General features: G+C 68.3%; 16 protein-coding genes. 4 read left to right on the forward strand and 12 right to left on the reverse strand.

Annotation, left to right across the window (positions count from 1 at the left end; genetic code table 11):
- Position 1 precedes the first annotated feature (1 nt).
- Complete coding sequence (locus tag ACWF0M_RS24870; RefSeq protein WP_452238097.1) at positions 2-3,787, forward strand: glycosyl hydrolase family 28-related protein; 3,786 nt, start codon at positions 2-4, stop codon at positions 3,785-3,787.
- Between the two features lie 7 nt (positions 3,788-3,794).
- Positions 3,795-4,883, forward strand: a complete 1,089-nt coding sequence (locus ACWF0M_RS24875; protein ID WP_452238098.1) for a Gfo/Idh/MocA family protein — start codon at positions 3,795-3,797, stop codon at positions 4,881-4,883.
- 64 nt (positions 4,884-4,947) lie between these two features.
- Here ACWF0M_RS24875 and ACWF0M_RS24880 read toward each other — a convergent pair whose 3' ends face one another.
- The 8 genes from ACWF0M_RS24880 to ACWF0M_RS24915 all read right to left on the reverse strand — a co-directional run bounded on the left by ACWF0M_RS24880 (position 4,948) and on the right by ACWF0M_RS24915 (position 12,529).
- A complete protein-coding gene (locus tag ACWF0M_RS24880) occupies positions 4,948-5,505 on the reverse strand; it encodes a GNAT family N-acetyltransferase (protein ID WP_452238099.1) in 558 nt (185 codons plus the stop codon).
- Positions 5,506-5,523: 18 nt separating this feature from the next.
- Positions 5,524-6,789: an ROK family protein gene (locus ACWF0M_RS24885; RefSeq protein WP_452238100.1), complete on the reverse strand. Its 1,266-nt coding sequence runs from the start codon at positions 6,787-6,789 to the stop codon at positions 5,524-5,526.
- A gap of 48 nt (positions 6,790-6,837) precedes the next feature.
- Positions 6,838-8,091, reverse strand: a complete 1,254-nt coding sequence (locus ACWF0M_RS24890; RefSeq protein WP_452238101.1) for an enolase C-terminal domain-like protein — start codon at positions 8,089-8,091, stop codon at positions 6,838-6,840.
- Between the two features lies 1 nt (position 8,092).
- A complete protein-coding gene (locus ACWF0M_RS24895; RefSeq protein WP_452238102.1) occupies positions 8,093-8,968 on the reverse strand; it encodes an NAD-dependent epimerase/dehydratase family protein in 876 nt (291 codons plus the stop codon).
- The gene (locus ACWF0M_RS24900; RefSeq protein WP_452238103.1) at positions 8,965-9,846 is read right to left on the reverse strand and encodes a carbohydrate ABC transporter permease; all 882 of its coding nucleotides are present in this window, start codon (positions 9,844-9,846) and stop codon (positions 8,965-8,967) included. The genes ACWF0M_RS24895 and ACWF0M_RS24900 overlap by 4 nt, the downstream gene beginning before the upstream one ends.
- Positions 9,843-10,757 carry a carbohydrate ABC transporter permease gene (locus ACWF0M_RS24905; protein ID WP_452238104.1) on the reverse strand — a complete coding sequence of 305 codons (915 nt, stop codon included), beginning with the start codon at positions 10,755-10,757 and terminating at the stop codon, positions 9,843-9,845. Before ACWF0M_RS24905 ends, ACWF0M_RS24900 begins: the two co-directional genes overlap by 4 nt.
- A gap of 4 nt (positions 10,758-10,761) precedes the next feature.
- Positions 10,762-12,144: an ABC transporter substrate-binding protein gene (locus ACWF0M_RS24910; RefSeq protein WP_452238105.1), complete on the reverse strand. Its 1,383-nt coding sequence runs from the start codon at positions 12,142-12,144 to the stop codon at positions 10,762-10,764.
- 160 nt (positions 12,145-12,304) lie between these two features.
- The gene (locus ACWF0M_RS24915; protein WP_452238106.1) at positions 12,305-12,529 is read right to left on the reverse strand and encodes a hypothetical protein; all 225 of its coding nucleotides are present in this window, start codon (positions 12,527-12,529) and stop codon (positions 12,305-12,307) included.
- 15 nt (positions 12,530-12,544) lie between these two features.
- Between ACWF0M_RS24915 and ACWF0M_RS24920 the strand changes: the two genes are divergently transcribed.
- Positions 12,545-12,730 carry an SDR family oxidoreductase gene (locus ACWF0M_RS24920; RefSeq protein WP_452238107.1) on the forward strand — a complete coding sequence of 62 codons (186 nt, stop codon included), beginning with the start codon at positions 12,545-12,547 and terminating at the stop codon, positions 12,728-12,730.
- Positions 12,731-12,773: 43 nt separating this feature from the next.
- Here the strand turns inward: ACWF0M_RS24920 and ACWF0M_RS24925 are convergent, their stop codons facing one another.
- The 3 genes from ACWF0M_RS24925 to ACWF0M_RS24935 form a co-directional block, all read right to left on the reverse strand.
- Entirely contained in the window at positions 12,774-13,829 is a 1,056-nt protein-coding gene (locus ACWF0M_RS24925; protein WP_452238108.1) for a DUF4185 domain-containing protein, read from the reverse strand.
- Between the two features lie 192 nt (positions 13,830-14,021).
- Positions 14,022-14,843: a sulfurtransferase gene (locus tag ACWF0M_RS24930; protein WP_452238109.1), complete on the reverse strand. Its 822-nt coding sequence runs from the start codon at positions 14,841-14,843 to the stop codon at positions 14,022-14,024.
- A complete protein-coding gene (locus ACWF0M_RS24935; protein WP_452238110.1) occupies positions 14,840-15,493 on the reverse strand; it encodes a thymidine kinase in 654 nt (217 codons plus the stop codon). The genes ACWF0M_RS24930 and ACWF0M_RS24935 overlap by 4 nt, the downstream gene beginning before the upstream one ends.
- A gap of 97 nt (positions 15,494-15,590) precedes the next feature.
- Between ACWF0M_RS24935 and ACWF0M_RS24940 the strand changes: the two genes are divergently transcribed.
- A complete protein-coding gene (locus tag ACWF0M_RS24940) occupies positions 15,591-17,234 on the forward strand; it encodes a S8 family peptidase (protein ID WP_452238111.1) in 1,644 nt (547 codons plus the stop codon).
- Here the strand turns inward: ACWF0M_RS24940 and ACWF0M_RS24945 are convergent.
- Positions 17,231-18,358 (reverse strand): alkaline phosphatase family protein, encoded by a 1,128-nt coding sequence (locus tag ACWF0M_RS24945; RefSeq protein WP_452238112.1) that lies wholly within the window; start codon positions 18,356-18,358, stop codon positions 17,231-17,233. The genes ACWF0M_RS24940 and ACWF0M_RS24945 overlap by 4 nt on opposite strands.

Consider the following 18,358-nt stretch of genomic DNA (forward strand, 5'->3'; position numbering starts at 1 on the left):
CGTGCTTCTCACCAGCGTGCTCGTCGTACCGACGGCGCACGCTGCCACGATGTATCCGAGCGGGGTCGGCACCGATCTCGGCCCGGCCCCGACCACGCTCGGCGTGCAGCCTGCCGCCGGCGACGACCCGGCCGGTCTGCGGACCGGCACCGAACAAGGTCGCACGTACTGGCAGACGAACCAGGCCGCCGGCACCGGCTACCTGGAATTCGACGTCGACAGCGACTACGTGAGCGAGATCGGCACCGACGACGTCCTGGTGACGGTGACCTATCTCGACAGCGGTACCGGCACGCTCGAACTCCAGTACGACGCGAAGGCCGACCCGCAGCAGGACACCACTGACATCCAGCTCACGAACACCGGCCAGTGGAAGACCGGCGTCTTCTCGCTGACCGGCATCGCGTTCACCAACCGCCTCGGCGACGCCGACGTCCGCGTCTTCGGAAGCGCCGACATCACGATCGCCGGTCTGCGGATCAGTACGGCGGGAGCGTCGGTGCAGCTCGGCGCGACGCCGGTCCAGAGCGGGATCAGCCCGCGGGCCGGTGACGACGCGTCGCACCTGGTGACCGGCGTCCAGGACGGTCGCCCGTACTGGCAGACCGACCACACCGCGCCGTCGCCCGGCACGAACTTCTTCTACATGAACGTCGCCGACACCTACCTGTACGACAACCGCAGTCTCGTGCTGGTCAGCATCGACTACTTCGACGAGGGCAACGGCCAGTTCGGTCTGCACTACGACTCCCCCGGCGAGACGATCCCGGACAAGTTCAAGAACTCCGAGGTCGTGCGGTACGGCGACACCAAGACGTGGAAGACGTACACGTTCGCGCTGCCGGATGCGGTGCTGACGAACCGCTCGAACGGCGGCGACTTCCGGATCCACAACGGCGACGGCGCGGTCGATCTCAAGGTTGCCGCCGTACGGGTCGCCAAGGTCGCGACCACCCTCGACGTCACCGAGGGGCTCGTCGACCTGATCGGTGAGGCCGCCCGCGCCGATCAGGCTGCTCGCGAAGGGACGCGCGACGGGCAGTACCCGGCCGGCAGCCGCGCCACCTTGCAGGACGCGATCGACAACGCTCAGGCGATCGCGTCCACTCCGGGCGTCACCGACGTACAGGTGAAGACGGCACTCAAGACGTTGCAGGCCAAGCTGAACGCGTTCACCGCGTCAGTCGTGGACACCAACTTCGCGGACGACGGTACGGCGACGGCAAGCGGTGGGACTGGGGCTGCTCAGGTCAACGACAACAACCACCAGACTGCCTGGAGCGGTGGTGCGGACTCGTGGCTGCAGATCGATCTTGGTACGCGGCGTCCCGTCAACGATGTGCGGGTCGAGTGGGCCGAGGCGTCCTCGCCTGACTACTCCGTGCAGGTCTCGAACGATGGGCAGAAGTTCGTCAGCGTGGGCCGGACCGGATCGCCGGGCGGCAACCAGTTCAGCCGGACGCGGTTCGTGACGGTCAGCGCGCGGTACGTCCGGGTCGCGATGACCGGCGCCGACTCGTTCACCGTCAAGGAGCTGCAGCTGCGGCTGGCGCCGGTCGTGACGCCGACGCCGCGGCTCGTGTCGACAACCAACCCGACCGAGGACGGCGTGGTCGCGGACTTCGACGCGACGCAGTTCGGCGCGGACCGCAGCGGCCGGCGGGACTCCACCAAGGCGATCCAGCAGGCGATCTATGCCTGCCAGGACGCGGGCGGCGGCACGGTCTGGCTGCCGGCCGGGCAGTACAAGGTGACCGACACGATCGAGGTGCACGCGTTCTGCAGTCTCCGCGGCGACCACGGTCAGAAGCTCGGTACGGGCACGGTGATCATCGCCGACCTTCCGTCCGGTGACGACGGGCCGAGCCTGTTCCGGATCGGCGGCAGCGCGGGCGTCCTCGGCGTCACGACGTACTACCCGAACCAGAGCGCGAGCACCCCGGTCCCGTACAACTACACGTTCGAGATCCCCGGCGGTGCGTGGATCGGCAACGAGAACTACATGATGGCGACGGTCTCGGACGTCACCATGCTGAACTCGTACCGCGGTATCGGCGTCAGCACGATGCCGAACGACCACGGCAACGCCCCGAGCTCGGGCCAGGTGCACGAGTCGACGACGATCCGCAACGTCCGCGGTACGGCGCTGTTCGAGGGCGCCCGCGCCTACAACGGCGCCGACGTCGGCACCTGGGAGAACGTTGCCTTCAGCAACTCGTACTGGTCGTCCGCGCCGGCCGCCTTCCACCCGCCGGCCCGCTCCGCGCTCGACGCGTGGACCCGGGCGCACGGCACCGGCCTGGTGCTCGGCGACCTCGAGTGGGACCAGTTCTACCGGATCGCGCTCTCCGACTACTCCGTCGGCATCCACGTCGTCGCGGGCCAGCGGGCCCAGTTCACCGGCAGCTTCCTCGAACCCGACGTACGCCGGGTCGGGACCGGGCTGCTCGTCGACGTGATGGACGACCGCTGGGGCCTGACGCTCGCCGGCGGCCGGGTCGAGGGCGGCATCACCAACAACTCGCGCGGCTACGTGAAGATCACCGGCACCGAGGTCACGGGCGCGCAGTCCGGCATCATCCACCACATGTCCGGCACCGCACCGACGTACACGCAGAAGCCGCTGCCCAAGCCGGTGCAGAAGCTGTACGTCGTGGATGCGCCGCACGGGGTCGGATACCTTCCGGCGGCCGACGTGACGCGCGAGGTGCAGAAAGTGCTCGATCGCGCCGGGCGTGAAGGTGGCGGGATCGTGTACCTGCCCGCCGGCTGGTACCGGATCAGTACGCATCTGAGCGTTCCGGCGAAGGTCGAGCTGCGCGGTGCGTCCGCCGTACCGAACCGGGATCAGGGCGGTGCGAGCGGCGGGACCGTCTTGCAGGCGTTCGAGGGACGGGGCGCCGGGGAGTCGGCAAGCGCTCTCTTGACGCTGTCCGGGAAGGGCGCCGGCGTCCGCGGACTGCGGGTCTTCTACCCGGAGAACAACCCGGGCAAGGCCGAGGGCGTGGTGCCGTACCCGTACGCCGTCCGTGGCCACGCCGGCGGGAACTACGTCATCAACGCCGGCTTCCCGAACGCCTGGAACGGCATCGACCTCAGCGGCGACGATGTCGTGGTCCGCAAGATCGCGGGCGCCTTCTTCGACCACGCGATCGCGATCGGCCCGGGACGCGACGGCCGCGTCGAGGGCGTGCTCTCGAACGGGAACGCGGTCACGCGAGTCGGGTACCAGGTGCCGTACTGGATGAACGAGGGCCGCATCTTCGAGCTCGTCATCGACAAGTACATGCGCAAGACCGCGAAGATCGTCACCGTCGACGGGGCGCTCGGGCTGACGCTGCTGAACGTGTTCGCGTACGGGTTCCACGACGGCCTCGTGGTGAACTCCGGGCAGGTGGACGCGTTCAACCTCGGTACCGACAACCTCGGCGGCGACGGGCACACCGTGCAGGTCGTGAACGGCGACGTCGAGGCGACGAACCTCGCCCGCTACAACGGCGCCACGCTGAGCGGTCCGGCGACGTTGCACAACGTGATGGTGATCAACGTCGTCCAGCGCCGGATCAGCGTGGAGGCCGCCGGGAACGGCACCGCGACGATCGCCGGAAACGAGTCCGAGCCAGGAACGTACGAGGTCGGCGCGCAGGTCACAGTGACGGCAGCGCCAGGATCGGATAGCGTTTTCCGGGATTGGACCGTGAACGGGACCGTGGTGTCGACAACGCCGTCGTACACCTTCACCGTCTCCGCGGACCAGATACTGACCGCCAACTTCACACCGAAGTAGGAGCGAGATGGCTGACACAGAACAGCAGGTCGCGATCGTCGGGTGCGGCATCATCGGCCGCACCCACGCCAAGACCATCGCGGAACGGCCGGACGCGATCGTCACCGCCCTGGTGGACGGTGACGCCGCGGCCCGGGAGGCACTCCAGGCGCAGCTGGTCGAGCTCGGCCAGCCGGAGCCGAAGGTGTACGACGACCTGACCGCAGCGCTCAGCGGGTCGGACGTCTCCCTCGTCGCGATCTGCACCCCGAGCGGCACGCACGCGGTGCTGGCCGAGCAGGCACTGAACGAGAAGAAGCATGTCGTGATCGAGAAGCCGCTCGACGTCGACCTGGTCCGGGCCCGCCGCCTCGGCGCGGCGGCCACCCGGGCCGGGAACCACGGCGTGCAGTCGTCGGTGATCAGCCAGCACCGCTTCGACGCGGGCAGCGCTGTCGTGAAGGAGGCGATCGACGCCGGGCGCTTCGGGCAGCTGACGTCGTCCGTCGCGACGGTGGCGTGGTGGCGCAGCGACGAGTACTACGCGTCGGCGGGCTGGCGCGGGACGTGGACGCAGGACGGCGGTGGCGCGCTGATGAACCAGGGCGTGCACACCGTCGACCTGATGCTGTGGTTCATGGGTCGCCCGGTGAGCATCCAGGCTCAGGCGCTGCGGGCTGCCCACCATGCGATCGAGGTCGAGGACACCGTCGTCGCCACGATCACCTTCGAGAACGGCGCCGTCGGCACGCTGCACGCCACCACCGCGGCGTTCCCCGGCGGCCGCACCCGGGTCTCCGTCCACGGCACCGAAGGCGGCGCAGAGATCGAGGACGACCGCCTCAGCCGGCTGAACGTGGACGGCTCCACCGACGACCAGCCCGTCGACGTCGGCAGCCCCGGCGGACACAAAGCGCAGTACGACGACATCCTCAAGGCGATCGCCGCCGGCACCCAGCCGGCCATCACCGTCCAGGACGCCATCGACGCGCTCGCCACAGTGCGAGCCGTCTACATCGCCTCCACCCTCCAACGCCCGGTGAAGTTCCAGGACGTACTAGAAGGCCGCTACGACGACGTAGACGTCTCCCGAGGCATCGGCCTACCGCCGACCTGACAACTCGTTACGTCCGAAGAACTGGCGGGACGTGCCTCCAGTTCTTCGGACGTAACGGTGTGGGTCAGGCGCCGGGGGCGCGAGCGTTCAGGATGCGTTGGTAGAGGTTGCAGTCCTGCCAGTGGCCGTCGATGTGGAGGTACGTCGGGGCCATGCCGATCTGCGTGAAGCCGGTGCGTTGCAGGACGCGTTGGGAGGCGGCGTTGCCGGTGAGGGTGCTGGCCTCGATGCGGTGCAGCTTGAGTTCGGTGTCGGCGATCTCGGCGACTGCCTCGACGGCGCGGGTGGCGAGGCCGCGGCCGAGTACGTCGACCGCGAGCCAGTAGCCGAGTGCGGCGCTGCGGAACGGACCCGGAACCAGGTCGCTCAAGGTGATCTGACCTACGATCCGATCGCCGGACGCCAGCACCCACGGGACCACGAGGCCGTTCTTGTAGCGCTCGAGCTGGTACGTCATCCGCTCGGCCTGCCCGGCGGTGGTGAACCACTTCTCGTCCCGGACCGGTTCCCAGGGCCGGAGATGTTCGCGGCTCCGGGTCTGTGCGTCGGCGAGAGCAGGGGCGTCGTCGAGGGTCCCGATCCGGAGCTCGACGTCCGAAGTCAGCGGGCGGGGCGCGATCACTGCGTCATCACTGGGTCATCACTTGGGCAGCCTACGTGCCTGACTCGATCCCGAGACCCGAGGGGTGAACGCGTCGTGGAAGATCGTCGACGCCGCCCCGACCGCGGCCGCGTCGGTCTGCAGCATCGACTCCTCGACCACGACCGGCCGGGTCTCGCGCGCCACCGGATGCGCGTTCACCGCACGCCCGATCTCGGTCAGCAGGATCTCCGAGATCTCCTTGCTGTACGCCGGCCCGCCGAGGACGACGAGGTCGATGTCGAGCAGATCCACCAGGCCGACCGCGCCCTGCCCGATCACGCGGGCGACCTGCGTGACCGCCTGCACCGCCGCGGCATCCCCGGCGGCCGCCGCCTTGCACACGGCCCGGTACCGCCTGGCCTCGTCGGTGGCGCTCGGGTCGGTCTCGACGTACCCGAACTCGCCCGCGATCACCGGCAGCGACGCCGTCGGGTTGCACTCGGGGATCATCCGGGGCCCGTCGACCGGGTCCCACTCCCCCATCCGCAGCGCCGCGATCTGCCCGAACTCACCGGCGTTCGCGGTGCCGCCGCGGTAGATCGATCCGTTCAGGATCAGGCCGCTGCCGACGCCGGTGCCGAGGTAGAGGTACGCGAAGTCCCGCGCCCGCGCCGACCGGCCGATCCACCGTTCGCCGATCGCGGCCGCCGTACCGTCCTTCTCCACCAGCACCGGGTGGTTCAGCTTCTGCTGCAGCAGTTGACGGATCTTCAACCCGCGCCAGGCCGGTTGCAACGGCAGCGCGAGCAGGGTCCCGTCCGCGTCGATCGGGCCCGGTACGGCGACGCCGACGCCGAGCATCGAGGCGAGGTCGATCTGGCTGATGCTGAGCGCCGCGTTCACCGTGGCCGCGGTCAGGTCGATCAGCTTGTCCGCCGCGAGGTCGTCGGCGAGGTCGACCGTTTCGCGCCGCACGATCGTGCCGTCCAGATCGACCACGGCGACGGTGAGCAGCTCGGGATCGATGTGGATACCGACCGCATGCGCGGCCTTCGACCGCAGCCGCACCGGCGTCCGCGGCTTGCCGAGCCGCTCCGCGCGCTCCTGCGCCTCCTCGACCAGCAACCCCTGCTGGAGGAGCAGACGCAGGATCCGCGACACCGACTGCTGGGTGAGGCCGGTACGGCGGGAGATCTCGGTCCGGCTGATGATGCCGGCCAGCCGGATCGTCTCGATGATCACGGCCTCGTTGAACGAGCCCAGGTCGTACTGGTTCGCGCCCGCCTGCCGCAGCTCGGCGAGTCCCTCGACCGAATCGCTCATCTCCGCCTCCCCGTCTCGTCCCTCACTGGCCGTGATCGTACTGCTGAATCACGGTGCTTCCAGCGCACCGTCGATCCGTCGTACCCCGGCCGCCCACTCGTCGTGACCGGACAGCTGCGCCGGATAACGAGCCGCCGCCTCCAGGTCGACGTCGATGCCCCAGCCCGGCGCCTCGTTCGGCCGCAACCAGCCGTCCTCGATCCGCAGCGTCCCGGGGAACACCTCGTACGTCGCCTCGTTGTAGAGGTGACCCTCTTGGATGCCGAAGGCAACCGACGACACGTCCAGCGCGACGTTGGCCGCGGCGCCGATCGGCGAGGTGTCGCCCGGACCGTGCCAGGCCGTCCGGACGCCGGAGATCTCGGCGAGATCGGCCAGCTTGCGGGCCGGGGTGAGACCGCCGATGTCCGAGACATGCGATCGGATGAAGTCGACACCGCCGTCCCGGATCAGCCGGACCGCGTCGCCGAACGACGTCGTGAGCTCGCCGACGGCCAGCGGCACCGGGGAGGCGGCCCGGACCTCGGGCAGCCGGTCCCACAGCTCGGGCGCGAGCACGTCCTCGAGGAAGAACAGCCGGTGCGGCTCGAGCGCACGAGCCAGCACGACGGCCTCCTTCGGCGTCAGCCGCGAGTGCACGTCGTGGAGCAGTTCGATGTTATCCGGCAGCGCGTGCCGCGCCTCGGCGAACAGCTCCGGCGTGGTGCGCAGGTAGTCCCGCACCGACCAGCCGTTGTGGTACGGCGCGTCCGGGTAGAGCGTCGGCACCCGCGGAGCGCCGTACCCGCCGCCGCCCGGCGTCGAGACCTGCAGCCGGATGTGCCGCCAGCCCTGCGCGATCAGCTTCTGTGCGTGGTCGATCGTGTCCTCGATCGTCTTCCCGCTGGCGTGGATGTAGGTGTCGGCGGCCGCGCGGACCTTGCCGCCGAGCAGCTCGTACACGGGCATGCCGGCGCGCTTGCCGGCGATGTCCCACAGCGCCTGGTCGATACCGGAGATCGCGTTGTTCGTGACCGGTCCGCCACGCCAATAGCCGGAGTACGACGCGAGCCGCGTGAGGTCACCGATGTCACCCGGGTAGCGCCCGACGAGCAGCCGGGACAGGTGCTCGTCGACGAACGTCTGGACCGCCTTCCAGCGCTGCGTGAATGTGGCGCACCCGAGCCCGTACAGGCCCGGTTCGGTGGTTTCGATCTTCACGACCACCAGCGGGATGCCTTGCGGTGCCGTGACGATCGCCTTCACCTCGCGGATCCGGACGTCGTCCCGCGCAGGCCACGGCTGGTCGAAGTTCGAGGGCATATCAGTGCTCCAGAGGGAGGGTGGGTAGGTCGAGTTCGTGCCGGGCCTCGAAGCCGAGCACGGTCCGTACGGCGGTCAGGTCGATCGGCACCTCGCGTCCGGCGAACGGTCGCGACCGCGGCACGTCCGGCGCGTACGCGTCCAGCAGGTCCTCGGTCGGGTACGGCGCGGTGGTGGTGCTCGCGGCAACGAAGAAGGTGTGCGCGCCCGAGAGCGGAGCCGTCAGTCCGAGTTCAACGGCGTACGCCGCATCGCGCGTATCCAGGTAACTCCAGCCCTCCCGCACTCCGCTGCCCGGATGCTCCCGGACGTGGTCGGACATCTTCTGCAGCACCTCCGTCGAGTTCACGTGCGGGAACCGGAACGCGACCACGTCGATCCCCCACCGCCGCCACGCCATTCGCGCGGTGTTCTCGTCGTTCTGCTTCGACAGCGAGTAGGCGTCGCCGATGTCGCTCGGCGCCTGCTCGTGCCACGGGAAGTACGGCGGCCGGATCTCGTGCGGGTTGAACGGTACGCCGGTCGCGTTGATGCTGCTCGCGATCACGGCCCGGTCGATGCCGAGCGCACCGGCCTGGGCCAGCACGTTGAACGTCGACACCACGTTGATCGAGTACACCTCGTACGGCGTACCGGCCGACGGGTGCGGCAGCGCTGCCAGGTGCACGACGTACTCCACGTCCTCCAGCGCATGCGCCACATCCGTCTCGGACCGGGTGTCGCCGATCAGCACCCGGTCCGCCTTCAGGTCCGGGTGCTCGACGTTCGACAGGGCGGTCACCTTCGCACCCAGGTCGTTCAGGTGTTCGACCGTGACCAGCCCGATCCGGCCGGCGGCCCCCGTCACCAGCACCCGCCGGCCGTTCAGTTCACTCACTCTTTGATACCTCCGGCCATCCCCACGCCGCGCAGGAATTGTTTCTGGAACACCAAGAACAACACGACAGGTATCAGAACCGCGAGGAACAACGCGCTCATCTGCAGCGAGATCTCGGTGGTCTTCTGCACCCGCGGCAGGGCGACCGAGATCGGCTGCAGCGTCGGGTCGGGCAGTACGAGCAGCGGCCAGAGGTAGTCCTTCCACGAACCGATGACGGTCAGTAGCGCGACGACTCCGACGATCGGCTTCGACAGTGGCAGGATCAGCGCCGTGAACAGCCGCAGGTTGCTCGCGCCGTCGATCCGGGCCGCCTCGATCAGCTCGCGCGGGATCGAGTCGAAGTACCGCTTCATCACCAGGATGTTGAACGCGCCGGCCGCCTGCGGCAGCCACACCGCCCAGAACGTGTTCTGCAGACTGATCCCGAGCAGCGGCATCTTCAGGACAGTCATGTACAGCGGGACCAGCGAGATGACACCGGGCAGGAACAGCGTCGCGAGTACGGCGCCGGTGACGATCGGACCCCACTTCGGCCGCAAGATGCTCAGCACGAACGCGCCCGTCGTACACACGAACAGCGTCGAGATCATCGAGCCGATCGCGATGAACGCCGTGTTGCCGAGGTACGCGCCGATCTGCACGCGGTTCCAGGCATCCGGGATGTTCTTCAGCTGAATGCCCGACGGCCACATCTGCATCGGGCCGCTCAGGATGTCCTGGCTCGTCGAGACACCGGACTTGAGCAGCCAGAGCAGCGGACCGACGCCCGCCACCGCGACCGTGATGAAGATCAGCACCTGGATCGCCGGCAGGCCGTAACGGATCACACCGCGCTGCCGGTCTTTCGGCGAGATGATTCCGCGCTCGTAGCTCATGGAGTACTCCAGCGGCGAGTAGCGAAGTGGTAGACGAGCGACAGCACGCACAGCACCCCGGCCAGCAGCACGCTGAGGGCAGTCGCGGCACCGAAGTCGCCGTTGATGAACGCGTACCGGTAGATCAACAGCAGGATCGTCGTGGTGGCGTTGTTCGGTCCGCCGCCGGTGAACAGGAACGGTTCCGTGAACACCTGGAACGTCCCGATCAGCTGCAGCAGCATCATGATCAGGATGATTCCGCGGATCTGCGGCAGCGTGACGTGCCAGACCCGGCTCCAGATCCCCGCCCCGTCCAGCTCGGCCGCCTCGTACAACTCCGTGCGTACGCCGGTCAGCGCCGCCAGGTAGATGATCGAGGTGGCACCCGCGCCGGCCCACGTCGCCTCCAGCACGATCGCCGGCATCGCCAGCGACTGCGAGTTCAGCCACGCGAACGGCCCGAGCCCGAACCAGCCGAGGATCGAGTTGAACACGCCCGCCCCGCTCGGGTCGTAGAAGAACGTCCACAACAGGATCGCGGCCACCGGCGGTACGACGGCCGGCAGGTAGGAGAGCACGTTGTACAGCCAGCCGGTCTTGCGCAGCTCGCTGATGAACACGGCCAGGAACAAGGGCACCGGGAAACCGAAGATCAGTGCCAGGAGGGCGAAGTACAGCGTGTTGACAGCGGCCTGCGGGAGTTGCGGGTCGGTCAGTACGTAGCTGAAGTTCGACCACCCGACCCATTCGGCGGGCAGCACCAGGTTGTTCTTCTGGAAGCTGAGCACCAGTCCGCGGACGATCGGGCCCCAGGAGAAGTACAGGAAGATCAGCACCAGGGGCAGGGCGAAGAAGATGGCGCTCAGCCCGCCGGAGCGGTACCAGGTGGCAACACTCCGGCCGGACTTCTGCGTTCGTTGCTGGAACATTGGGCTACCGCGCCAGACGCGCGTCGATCTTCGAAGCGGTGTCGCTCAGTAGCTTGTCGATGTCCGCGTCCTTCTTCGTGAGCACCTGCTGGACCACCGGGTCGAGCAGCGAGTAGACCTCCTGGCCCTTGTTCGACGGCTCCGGCAGCAGCTTCAGCGACGTCGTCGAGTCGATGTAGCCCTGGAACTGCTTCACCGGCACGTTCACGTACGGCTCACGCCACTTGTTGAACTGGTCGTACGTCGCCTGGCTCAGCGGGCTGATGCCGGGACGGCCGACGAACCCCTTGTCGGCGATCGAGTTCTTGGCGTCCTGGATCGCGACCGACTCGGTCGTGTACTTGTCGAACACGTCGAACTTGATCCACTTCAGCGCCGCGACGACCTCGTTCTTGGTCGCCTTCGGGCTGATCATCTTCAGCGAGCCGCCGGTCAGCGTGCCGTACGGGCCACCGTCCTGCGGCAGCGCGCCCTCACCGAAGTCGGCGGGCTTCATGGCGAACTGCTTCACGCTCATGTCGTAGGCGTCCGGCGCCTGCAGGACCATGCCGATCTTGCCGGCCGCGAAGTCCTGGCGGACCTCCTCCTGGTTGTACAGGAAGCGGCTGCCCATCGAGTTGTCGGTCCAGCGCATGTCCTTGAGCAGCTGCAGCGCCTTCTTGGTCGGCGCGTCGTTGAACGTGCTCTTCTTGCCGTCCGGGCTCTCGACCGTGCCGCCCATGCTGTACGTCATCGTGGTCAGCATCCAGCCACCGGTGTTGTTCGTGGTGAGCTGCGCGTAGCCCGCCTTGCCGGTCTTGTCGTGGATCTGCTTGGCGTACTGACGGACCTCGTCCCAGGTCGTCGGCGGCTTGTCCGGGTCCAGGCCGGCCTGCGTGAACAGGGCGCGGTTGTAGGCGATGCCGACCGAGAACACATCGATCGGTACGCCGTAGATCCGGCCGTTCGCGTCCTGGACGATCTTCAGCACGTTCGGGTTCAGGTCCTTGGTCAGGTCGACCAGCTTCAGCTCGTCGGTGATGTCCGGCAGCTGCTTGTTCGGGATCATGTTGGCCGGCTCGGTGAAGCTGATGTTCATCACCGTCGGCAGCGTGCCGCCGGCCACCTGCGCCTGGAACGTCTGCGCCTGCCACGACGTCTCGGTCGACTTCACCGTGATGTTCGGGTTCTTGGCCGTGAAGTCGGCGATCTTCTGGTTGAACGCCTTCAGGTCGTTCGGCTTGTCGGGGGTCGGACGGTCCCCGATCGTGATGGTGACCGGCGCGCTCTGGTCGATCTCGCTACCGCCGCCGGACGCCGTCGGCGTCGTCGCCTTCGCGCAACCGGCCGCGGCCAGTACCAGGCCGGCAACCCCCAGCGCGGCGCCCCACCTGTTCACTCTCGTCATCGGAACTCCTCGGGTTTCCGGATGCCGCCGATGTGCTCTGAGCCACACACCGGCCAGGTCCCGAGTAAGTTAAACCAAGCGTGTTACTAACTCAAGACCTCATCCAACTCTTTTGAGGTAACGCTTTCGCTACAGGTCAACCAGCCCGCCTCGCCGGCCCTCAGTAGCGCTGCAGCACCAGGCGTTCGGCGGTGGTGACCATGAGGTCCGCGACCGCGTCGGCCGGAAGGTCACGTCCTGTGTAGAGCTGGTCGAAGAACTCGAAACCGGTGAATGCCCACAACAGGTGCGCAGCCTCCACAGCGGTAATGCCTGGACCGAGCATGCCCTGGTCGGCGAGGCGCTCGGCGTGCCAGGCCAGGCCTGCGGCACGGTCGGAACCCATCCGTTGCACCACGGCATGGGTGACGACGCCGACGCAGGCGCCCACACCCTGATCGCGGGACCCCTCGCCAACCCGTCCGGCCGCCTCGCCGAACCCGACGAGATCGGCGCACTGACCGCTCTGGTCGCCAGCCCGTTAGGTGCCTCGATCAACGGAGCCAACCTGCGTATCGACGGCGGCTTCACCCCTACGGTCAACTGATTGACATCCTCCCGCGTACTGCCGTCGGGGTGTGGCGCGAGCTCTAGCCGAAGCCGCGGACGCGGAACTGCATGACTCGGTACGGCCAGCCGTTATCGGTGTTCCACTGGCTGACCGACAGGTGCATGTCCGAGAGCGTCGAGCCCGGGATGACGTACCCGCCGTACAACTGGGCGACGTGATTGTCGTTCTCCGAGCCCCACGCGCCGCCGTAGATCAGGGTCTGCCGGTACGCCGTGTAGAGGTTGGAGGTCGGCGTGTCCATGATCATGCCGTCGATCCGGTAGTCGCCGGCGTTGAACCACGTCAGCACCCACTTGCCGCCGAGCGGACGCAGGCTCATCTCGCCGAAGCTCCCGTTCAGGATCGGCGTCGCGGGATTGCCCCACGCCCAGACCCCGTCCCGGTAACCCCACGGTTCGTACGCCGCCGGGTTCGCGATCTGCTCCTGGCGGACGCGCTTGAGGATGATCGGCTTGTCGCGCTGGAACCCGGTCGAGTAGACGTACACGTACCCGTCGTTCCCGAGCCCCCACGTCAGCAGCTGGAACATCCCGCCGTCGAGGTTCGGGTCGAACTTCGCGCCGGTGTGGTACCAGCTCGCGCCGGAGTTGTCCGAACGCCAGATCTCTGTCCAGACGACGTTTCCGAGGCCCTTGTTCACCATCGCGTGCAGGTACATCGACCCGCCGATCGTGATCACGTCCGACGGCAGCACGGTCGAGAACGTCGGATTGTCGTGCGGGTAGTCCCAGAGCTGCTGCGCCGCGTCTCCCCCGACCGCGCCGGACCATCTCACGCCGCCGTTCAGGTCGGTGGTCGTCGACCACAGCGCGACCGGTGACCGCCACCAGCCACCGCCGACGCGCGCCTCCTCGAAGGTGTCGCCGAACATGAACAGCAGCCGCCCGTCCGGCGTCCGCGCCGGAATCCCGAGGTCGGTCGCCGCCATCCGGAACCGGTCGGTCAGACCAGGCCCGGTCAGATCGGCCACCTTGTTGGTCAGCACGGCCTGGCTGCTGCCGAAGGCACGGCCCGGTACGGCGGCCAGTACGCCGGCACCGAAGGCCGCGCGCAGGAACGTGGATCGCTTCATCATCGACTGACTCCCAGGGGCGGTGGAGGTGGGAAATCGATTGCTCAGACACCATCCCGCGCCACTGCGGCCAAGTCAACCCTTTCGTCAGCCGTGCACGAGGACAGCCGCGACCGTCGTGATCAGTGACTTTGTGCATGAGATCCGTACGGCGACGGTCGCGGCGTACGGATCTGGTGCACAAAGTCGATCTGGTTAGTCGGTGCCTGTGGCTACTGAGCGGGTGGGGTCGGTGATCCATTCGGACCAGCTGCCGATGTAGACGGTGGCGGGGAGGCCGGCGGATTCGAGGGCTAGGGCTTCGTGGGCGGCGGTTACTCCGGAGCCGCAGTAGACGGCGGTTTCGGTGGAGGGGGTGACGCCGAGGGCAGTGAAGCGGGCCTGGAGGTCGGCGGGCGGGAGGAAGTGGCCGGTCTCGTCGACGTTTGCGGTCGTCGGGGCGTTGACGGCGCCCGGGATGTGCCCGGCGACCGGGTCCATCGGCTCGACCTCACCCGCGAAGCGCTCGGGCGCCCGCGCGTCCAGCAGGATGCCCTTCGCGGCCACAGCTGCAGCACCGTCGGCGTCGAGCACAGGCAGATGACCAGGGGTTGCGGCGAAGGTACCGGCACCATCACCCGGCGATTCCACAGTTATGTCTCCGCCGGCGGCCTTCCACGCGGCCAGGCCGCCGTCGAGGACGCGTACGTCGGTGAGCCCGAAGTACCTGAACACCCACCAGGCACGGGCAGCTGACATCGAGTTGGCGGCGTCGTACACCACGACCGGGGTGTCAGCGGAGCTGATGCCGAGGCGGCGGAACGTCTCTGTGACGGTGGTTGCGGTGGGCAACGGGTGGCGGCCGGGGCCGGGTGGGGCGGCGAGCTCGGTGTCGAGGTCGACGAAGCACGCGCCGGGCAGGTGGCCGGCGTCGTAGGCCTCCTTGCCGGGCGGGCCGGCCAGGTTCCAGGTGACGTCGACCAGCACCGGAGCGGCGCCCAGCGCACGCAGGTCGTCCACAGTGATCAACGGGCTCATGACGCAGCTCCTCCGAACGGCAGGACTTCGGGTGACAGGGTGGCTCGGGCGCGGGCCTGGGTGAGGCGGCGGCGGTGGTGCCGGCGGCAGAGCACCTCGTACGCGACCTCGTGGTCCAGCGACACCATGTCGCCCACCACCAGCTGCTCGCCCTCGGTCACCATCTCCCCACCGATCGTACGGGCGTTGTGCGTGGCCCGTTCACCGCACCAGCACAAGGCCTCGACCTGGAGCAGTTCCATCCGGTCCGCGAGCTCCACCAGACGTGCCGATCCCGGGAACAGCGTCGCCCGGAAGTCGGTCAGGATGCCGAAGCAGAACACGTCGATCTGCAGTTCGTCGGTGAGCCGCGCGAGCTGTTCGATCTGCAGCGGGCTGTAGAACTGCGCCTCGTCGCAGACCACGTAGTCGATCCGGCCGCCGCGGGTCAGCTCGTTGACGACGTAGTCCCAGAAGTCGAACTCGGTGCGGACCTCGACCGCTTCCGCGGACAGCCCGAGGCGCGACGAGAGCACCGACTCCCCCGCCCGGTCATGACTGGTGAAGATCTTCCCGAGCCTCCCGCGTGCCTTGTGGTTGTGATCCATCTGGAGCGCCAGCGTCGACTTGCCGCAGTCCATGGTCCCGGTGAAATAGAGGAGCTCAGCCACGGGCGAACATCCTGCCAAGTCAGAGGTCCGGCCCGCACCCCGGGGTGTGTCGGAGGGGTGGGTTGGGTTCTGAGCCTCCGTTCAGCTTGAATGGATTGTGCGCAAAGCTCTGCTTCTCGTCCTCGCGGCCTTTCTGGTGGTCGCCACCGCCACTGTTCCGGCCGGTGCGGCGCCGCTCCGGGCCGAGGCGGGACTGCGGGCGTACTTCGTGATCACCGCGCCGAACCAGACCGGCAAGGTGACCGGCGCGATCACGCAGAACGGCGGCACGGTCTACGCGACGTACGACGCGATCGGGGTGATCGTGGCGCACTCGACGGCCACTGACTTCGCGGACAAGCTGCGCGGCGTCGACGGCGTACAGAAGGCCGGCGCGACCCGGACCACGGACCTGCCCGCGGCTGTCGCGAACCCGGCGATCCCACCGGCCGTGCCCGAAGTCACGACGGCCCAGCCGGAGATCGACCGTGCGGACATGACCCAGATCGGTGCGGATCGAGCGTGGGCGAAGAACCCGGGCTCGAAGAGCATCACCGTCGGTGTGCTCGACACCGGGGTGGACGACCAGCACCCGGACCTGAAGGCGAACTTCGACGCGTCGAAGTCGGCGTCCTGCGCGTACGGCAAGGCCGACACGCGAGCGGGCGCCTGGCGGCCGATCGCCGAGCACGGCACGCACGTGGCCGGCACGATCGCCGGTGCGAAGAACGGTCTCGGCATGGTCGGCGTCGCACCCGGCGTGAAGGTGTCGTCGATCCGCGTCGCCGAGGCCGGCACCGAGCTGTTCTTCCCGGAGAACACGGTCTGCGCGTTCATGTTCGCCGCCGACAAGGGCGTGTCGGTGACCAACAACAGCTACTACACCGACCCGTGGCTCTACAACTGCCCGACCGACAAGGACCAGGACGCGATCGCCGAAGCGGTACGCCGGTCCGTCGCGTACTCGGACAGCAAGGGTGTGGTGAACGTCGCCGCGGCCGGCAACGAGAACGACGACCTGGCCAACAAGACCGAGGACCCGACCAGCCCGGACGACTCGACCCCGACCGACCGCGCCGTCACCAACGACTGCATCAGCCTGCCGACCGAACTGCCGAACGTCGTCGTGGTCGCGTCGGTGGACCCGACCAGCGCGAAGTCGCCGTTCTCGAACTTCGGTGAGGGCAAGATCAACCTCGCCGCACCGGGCCAGGCCGTGTACTCGACGGTGCCGGGCGGCGGCTACAAGCTCCTCGACGGTACGTCGATGGCGTCGCCGCACGTCGCCGGCGTCGCGGCCCTGCTCCGCAGCGTCGACCCGAAACTGAACCCGGCGCAGGTCCGCGCCCGGCTCGCCCAGCAGGCCAACGACCTCGCGTGCCCGCCCGCGGCCTCCGGTGAGTGCTCCGGATCTGCGGGAAACAACTCGTACTACGGCGAAGGTCTCGTCGACGCGGCCGAGGCGGTCGGTGCCGCGTCCGCCCAGCCGCAGGGCGCGATCTCGGTCACCCAGCCGTCCGAGCAGCTCGGCGTCGGCGGTATCCCGGCGGTCCCGCTGCTGCTGAAGGGCACCGGTGGCACCGGTGACATCAGCTACTCGGCAACCGGTCTGCCGCCCGGCCTCAGCATCGACGCAGAGCGCGGCTGGATCACCGGCGTGCTGACACCCGGCGCCGGCCGGTACAAGGTGACTGTCACCGCCCGCGACGGCGAAGCGAAGACGGCCACGACCAGCTTCTTCTGGGACGTCTGGAGCTTCTAGTACCCCGTGTCGATGAGGAGCGGGATCTCCATCTCGTCCGCAGTCAGTGAGCCGTGCAGACCGATCAGCCCGGCCTCCTGCGCGTGCCGGCGGCTGGCCACCAGCGCAACCGGTCCGAGCGCCGCGACGATGACGTCGCCGAGGCGCGGTGACACCCGGTCCTCGACAACCGGACCGAACCAGCCGCGGGCGATCGCCTCGGAGCGTGTCAGGACCAGCGCCTTCTCGCCCAGCCGCTCCCGGTAGACGGCGAGTACGTCGGCCTCCGCGCCCGGAACGCAGTACAGGTGGCGGAAACGCGACTCCCCGCCGACGAGAGTCAGCCCGTCGGTCAGTGCAGGTTCTGCGTCGAGGTCCACGCGGTGCTCGGGGGCGATGTCGATCATGCCGTGGTCGGCGACCACGAGCAGTACGGCGTCCCGCGGCAGCGCTGAACGCACTTGCTGGGCGAACGCGTCGGCTGCACCCAGTTCCTTCTGCCACTGCCAGGAGTCGCAGCCCTGCTGGTGGCCGATGTAGTCGAGCTGCGAGTCGTACACGTAGACCAGCGACGACTTCCCTTCACGACTAGCGAAACGCGTCGCATCCAGCCGGTCCTCGACAGTGTCGGCACCGCGGTGTGCGCTCCCCCGGAACGCGGCCGCCGTCAGCCCGGACGTGTCGAACCGCGCCTTGCTCACGTTGCGTGTGGCAACACCTGCAGCGGCTACCCGATCGAAGACGGTTCCATGCGGCTGCCAGCGTCGCGGGTCGACCGGCGCGTCCCACGACAGCGCGTTCAGCAGCGCGCCGGTCTCCGGAACGATCGACGTGTAACCGACGATTCCATGTGCACCCGGCGGTAGACCCGTGCCGAGGCTCGTGAGGCTGACAGCCGTCGTTGACGGCACGCCGGCGGTCAGACTGCGGCTCTTCGGGATCAGCGACGACAGGTACGGCGCGGCGTCGGCGTACCGCTGCAGCAGGTTCCAGCCGAGTCCGTCCAGCAGCAGGACGGCGTACCGGGAGGCGGGTGGTAGGTCGAGGAGGTTGGTCTCCCCCGGCACCGACAGCGCACCGGCGACCGACGGCAGGACGTCGGCGAGCGCGCCGCCGCCGTACTGCGGCGAAACCGGCTCGATCAC

The sequence above is a fragment of the Kribbella sp. NPDC055110 genome, assembly GCF_053607525.1.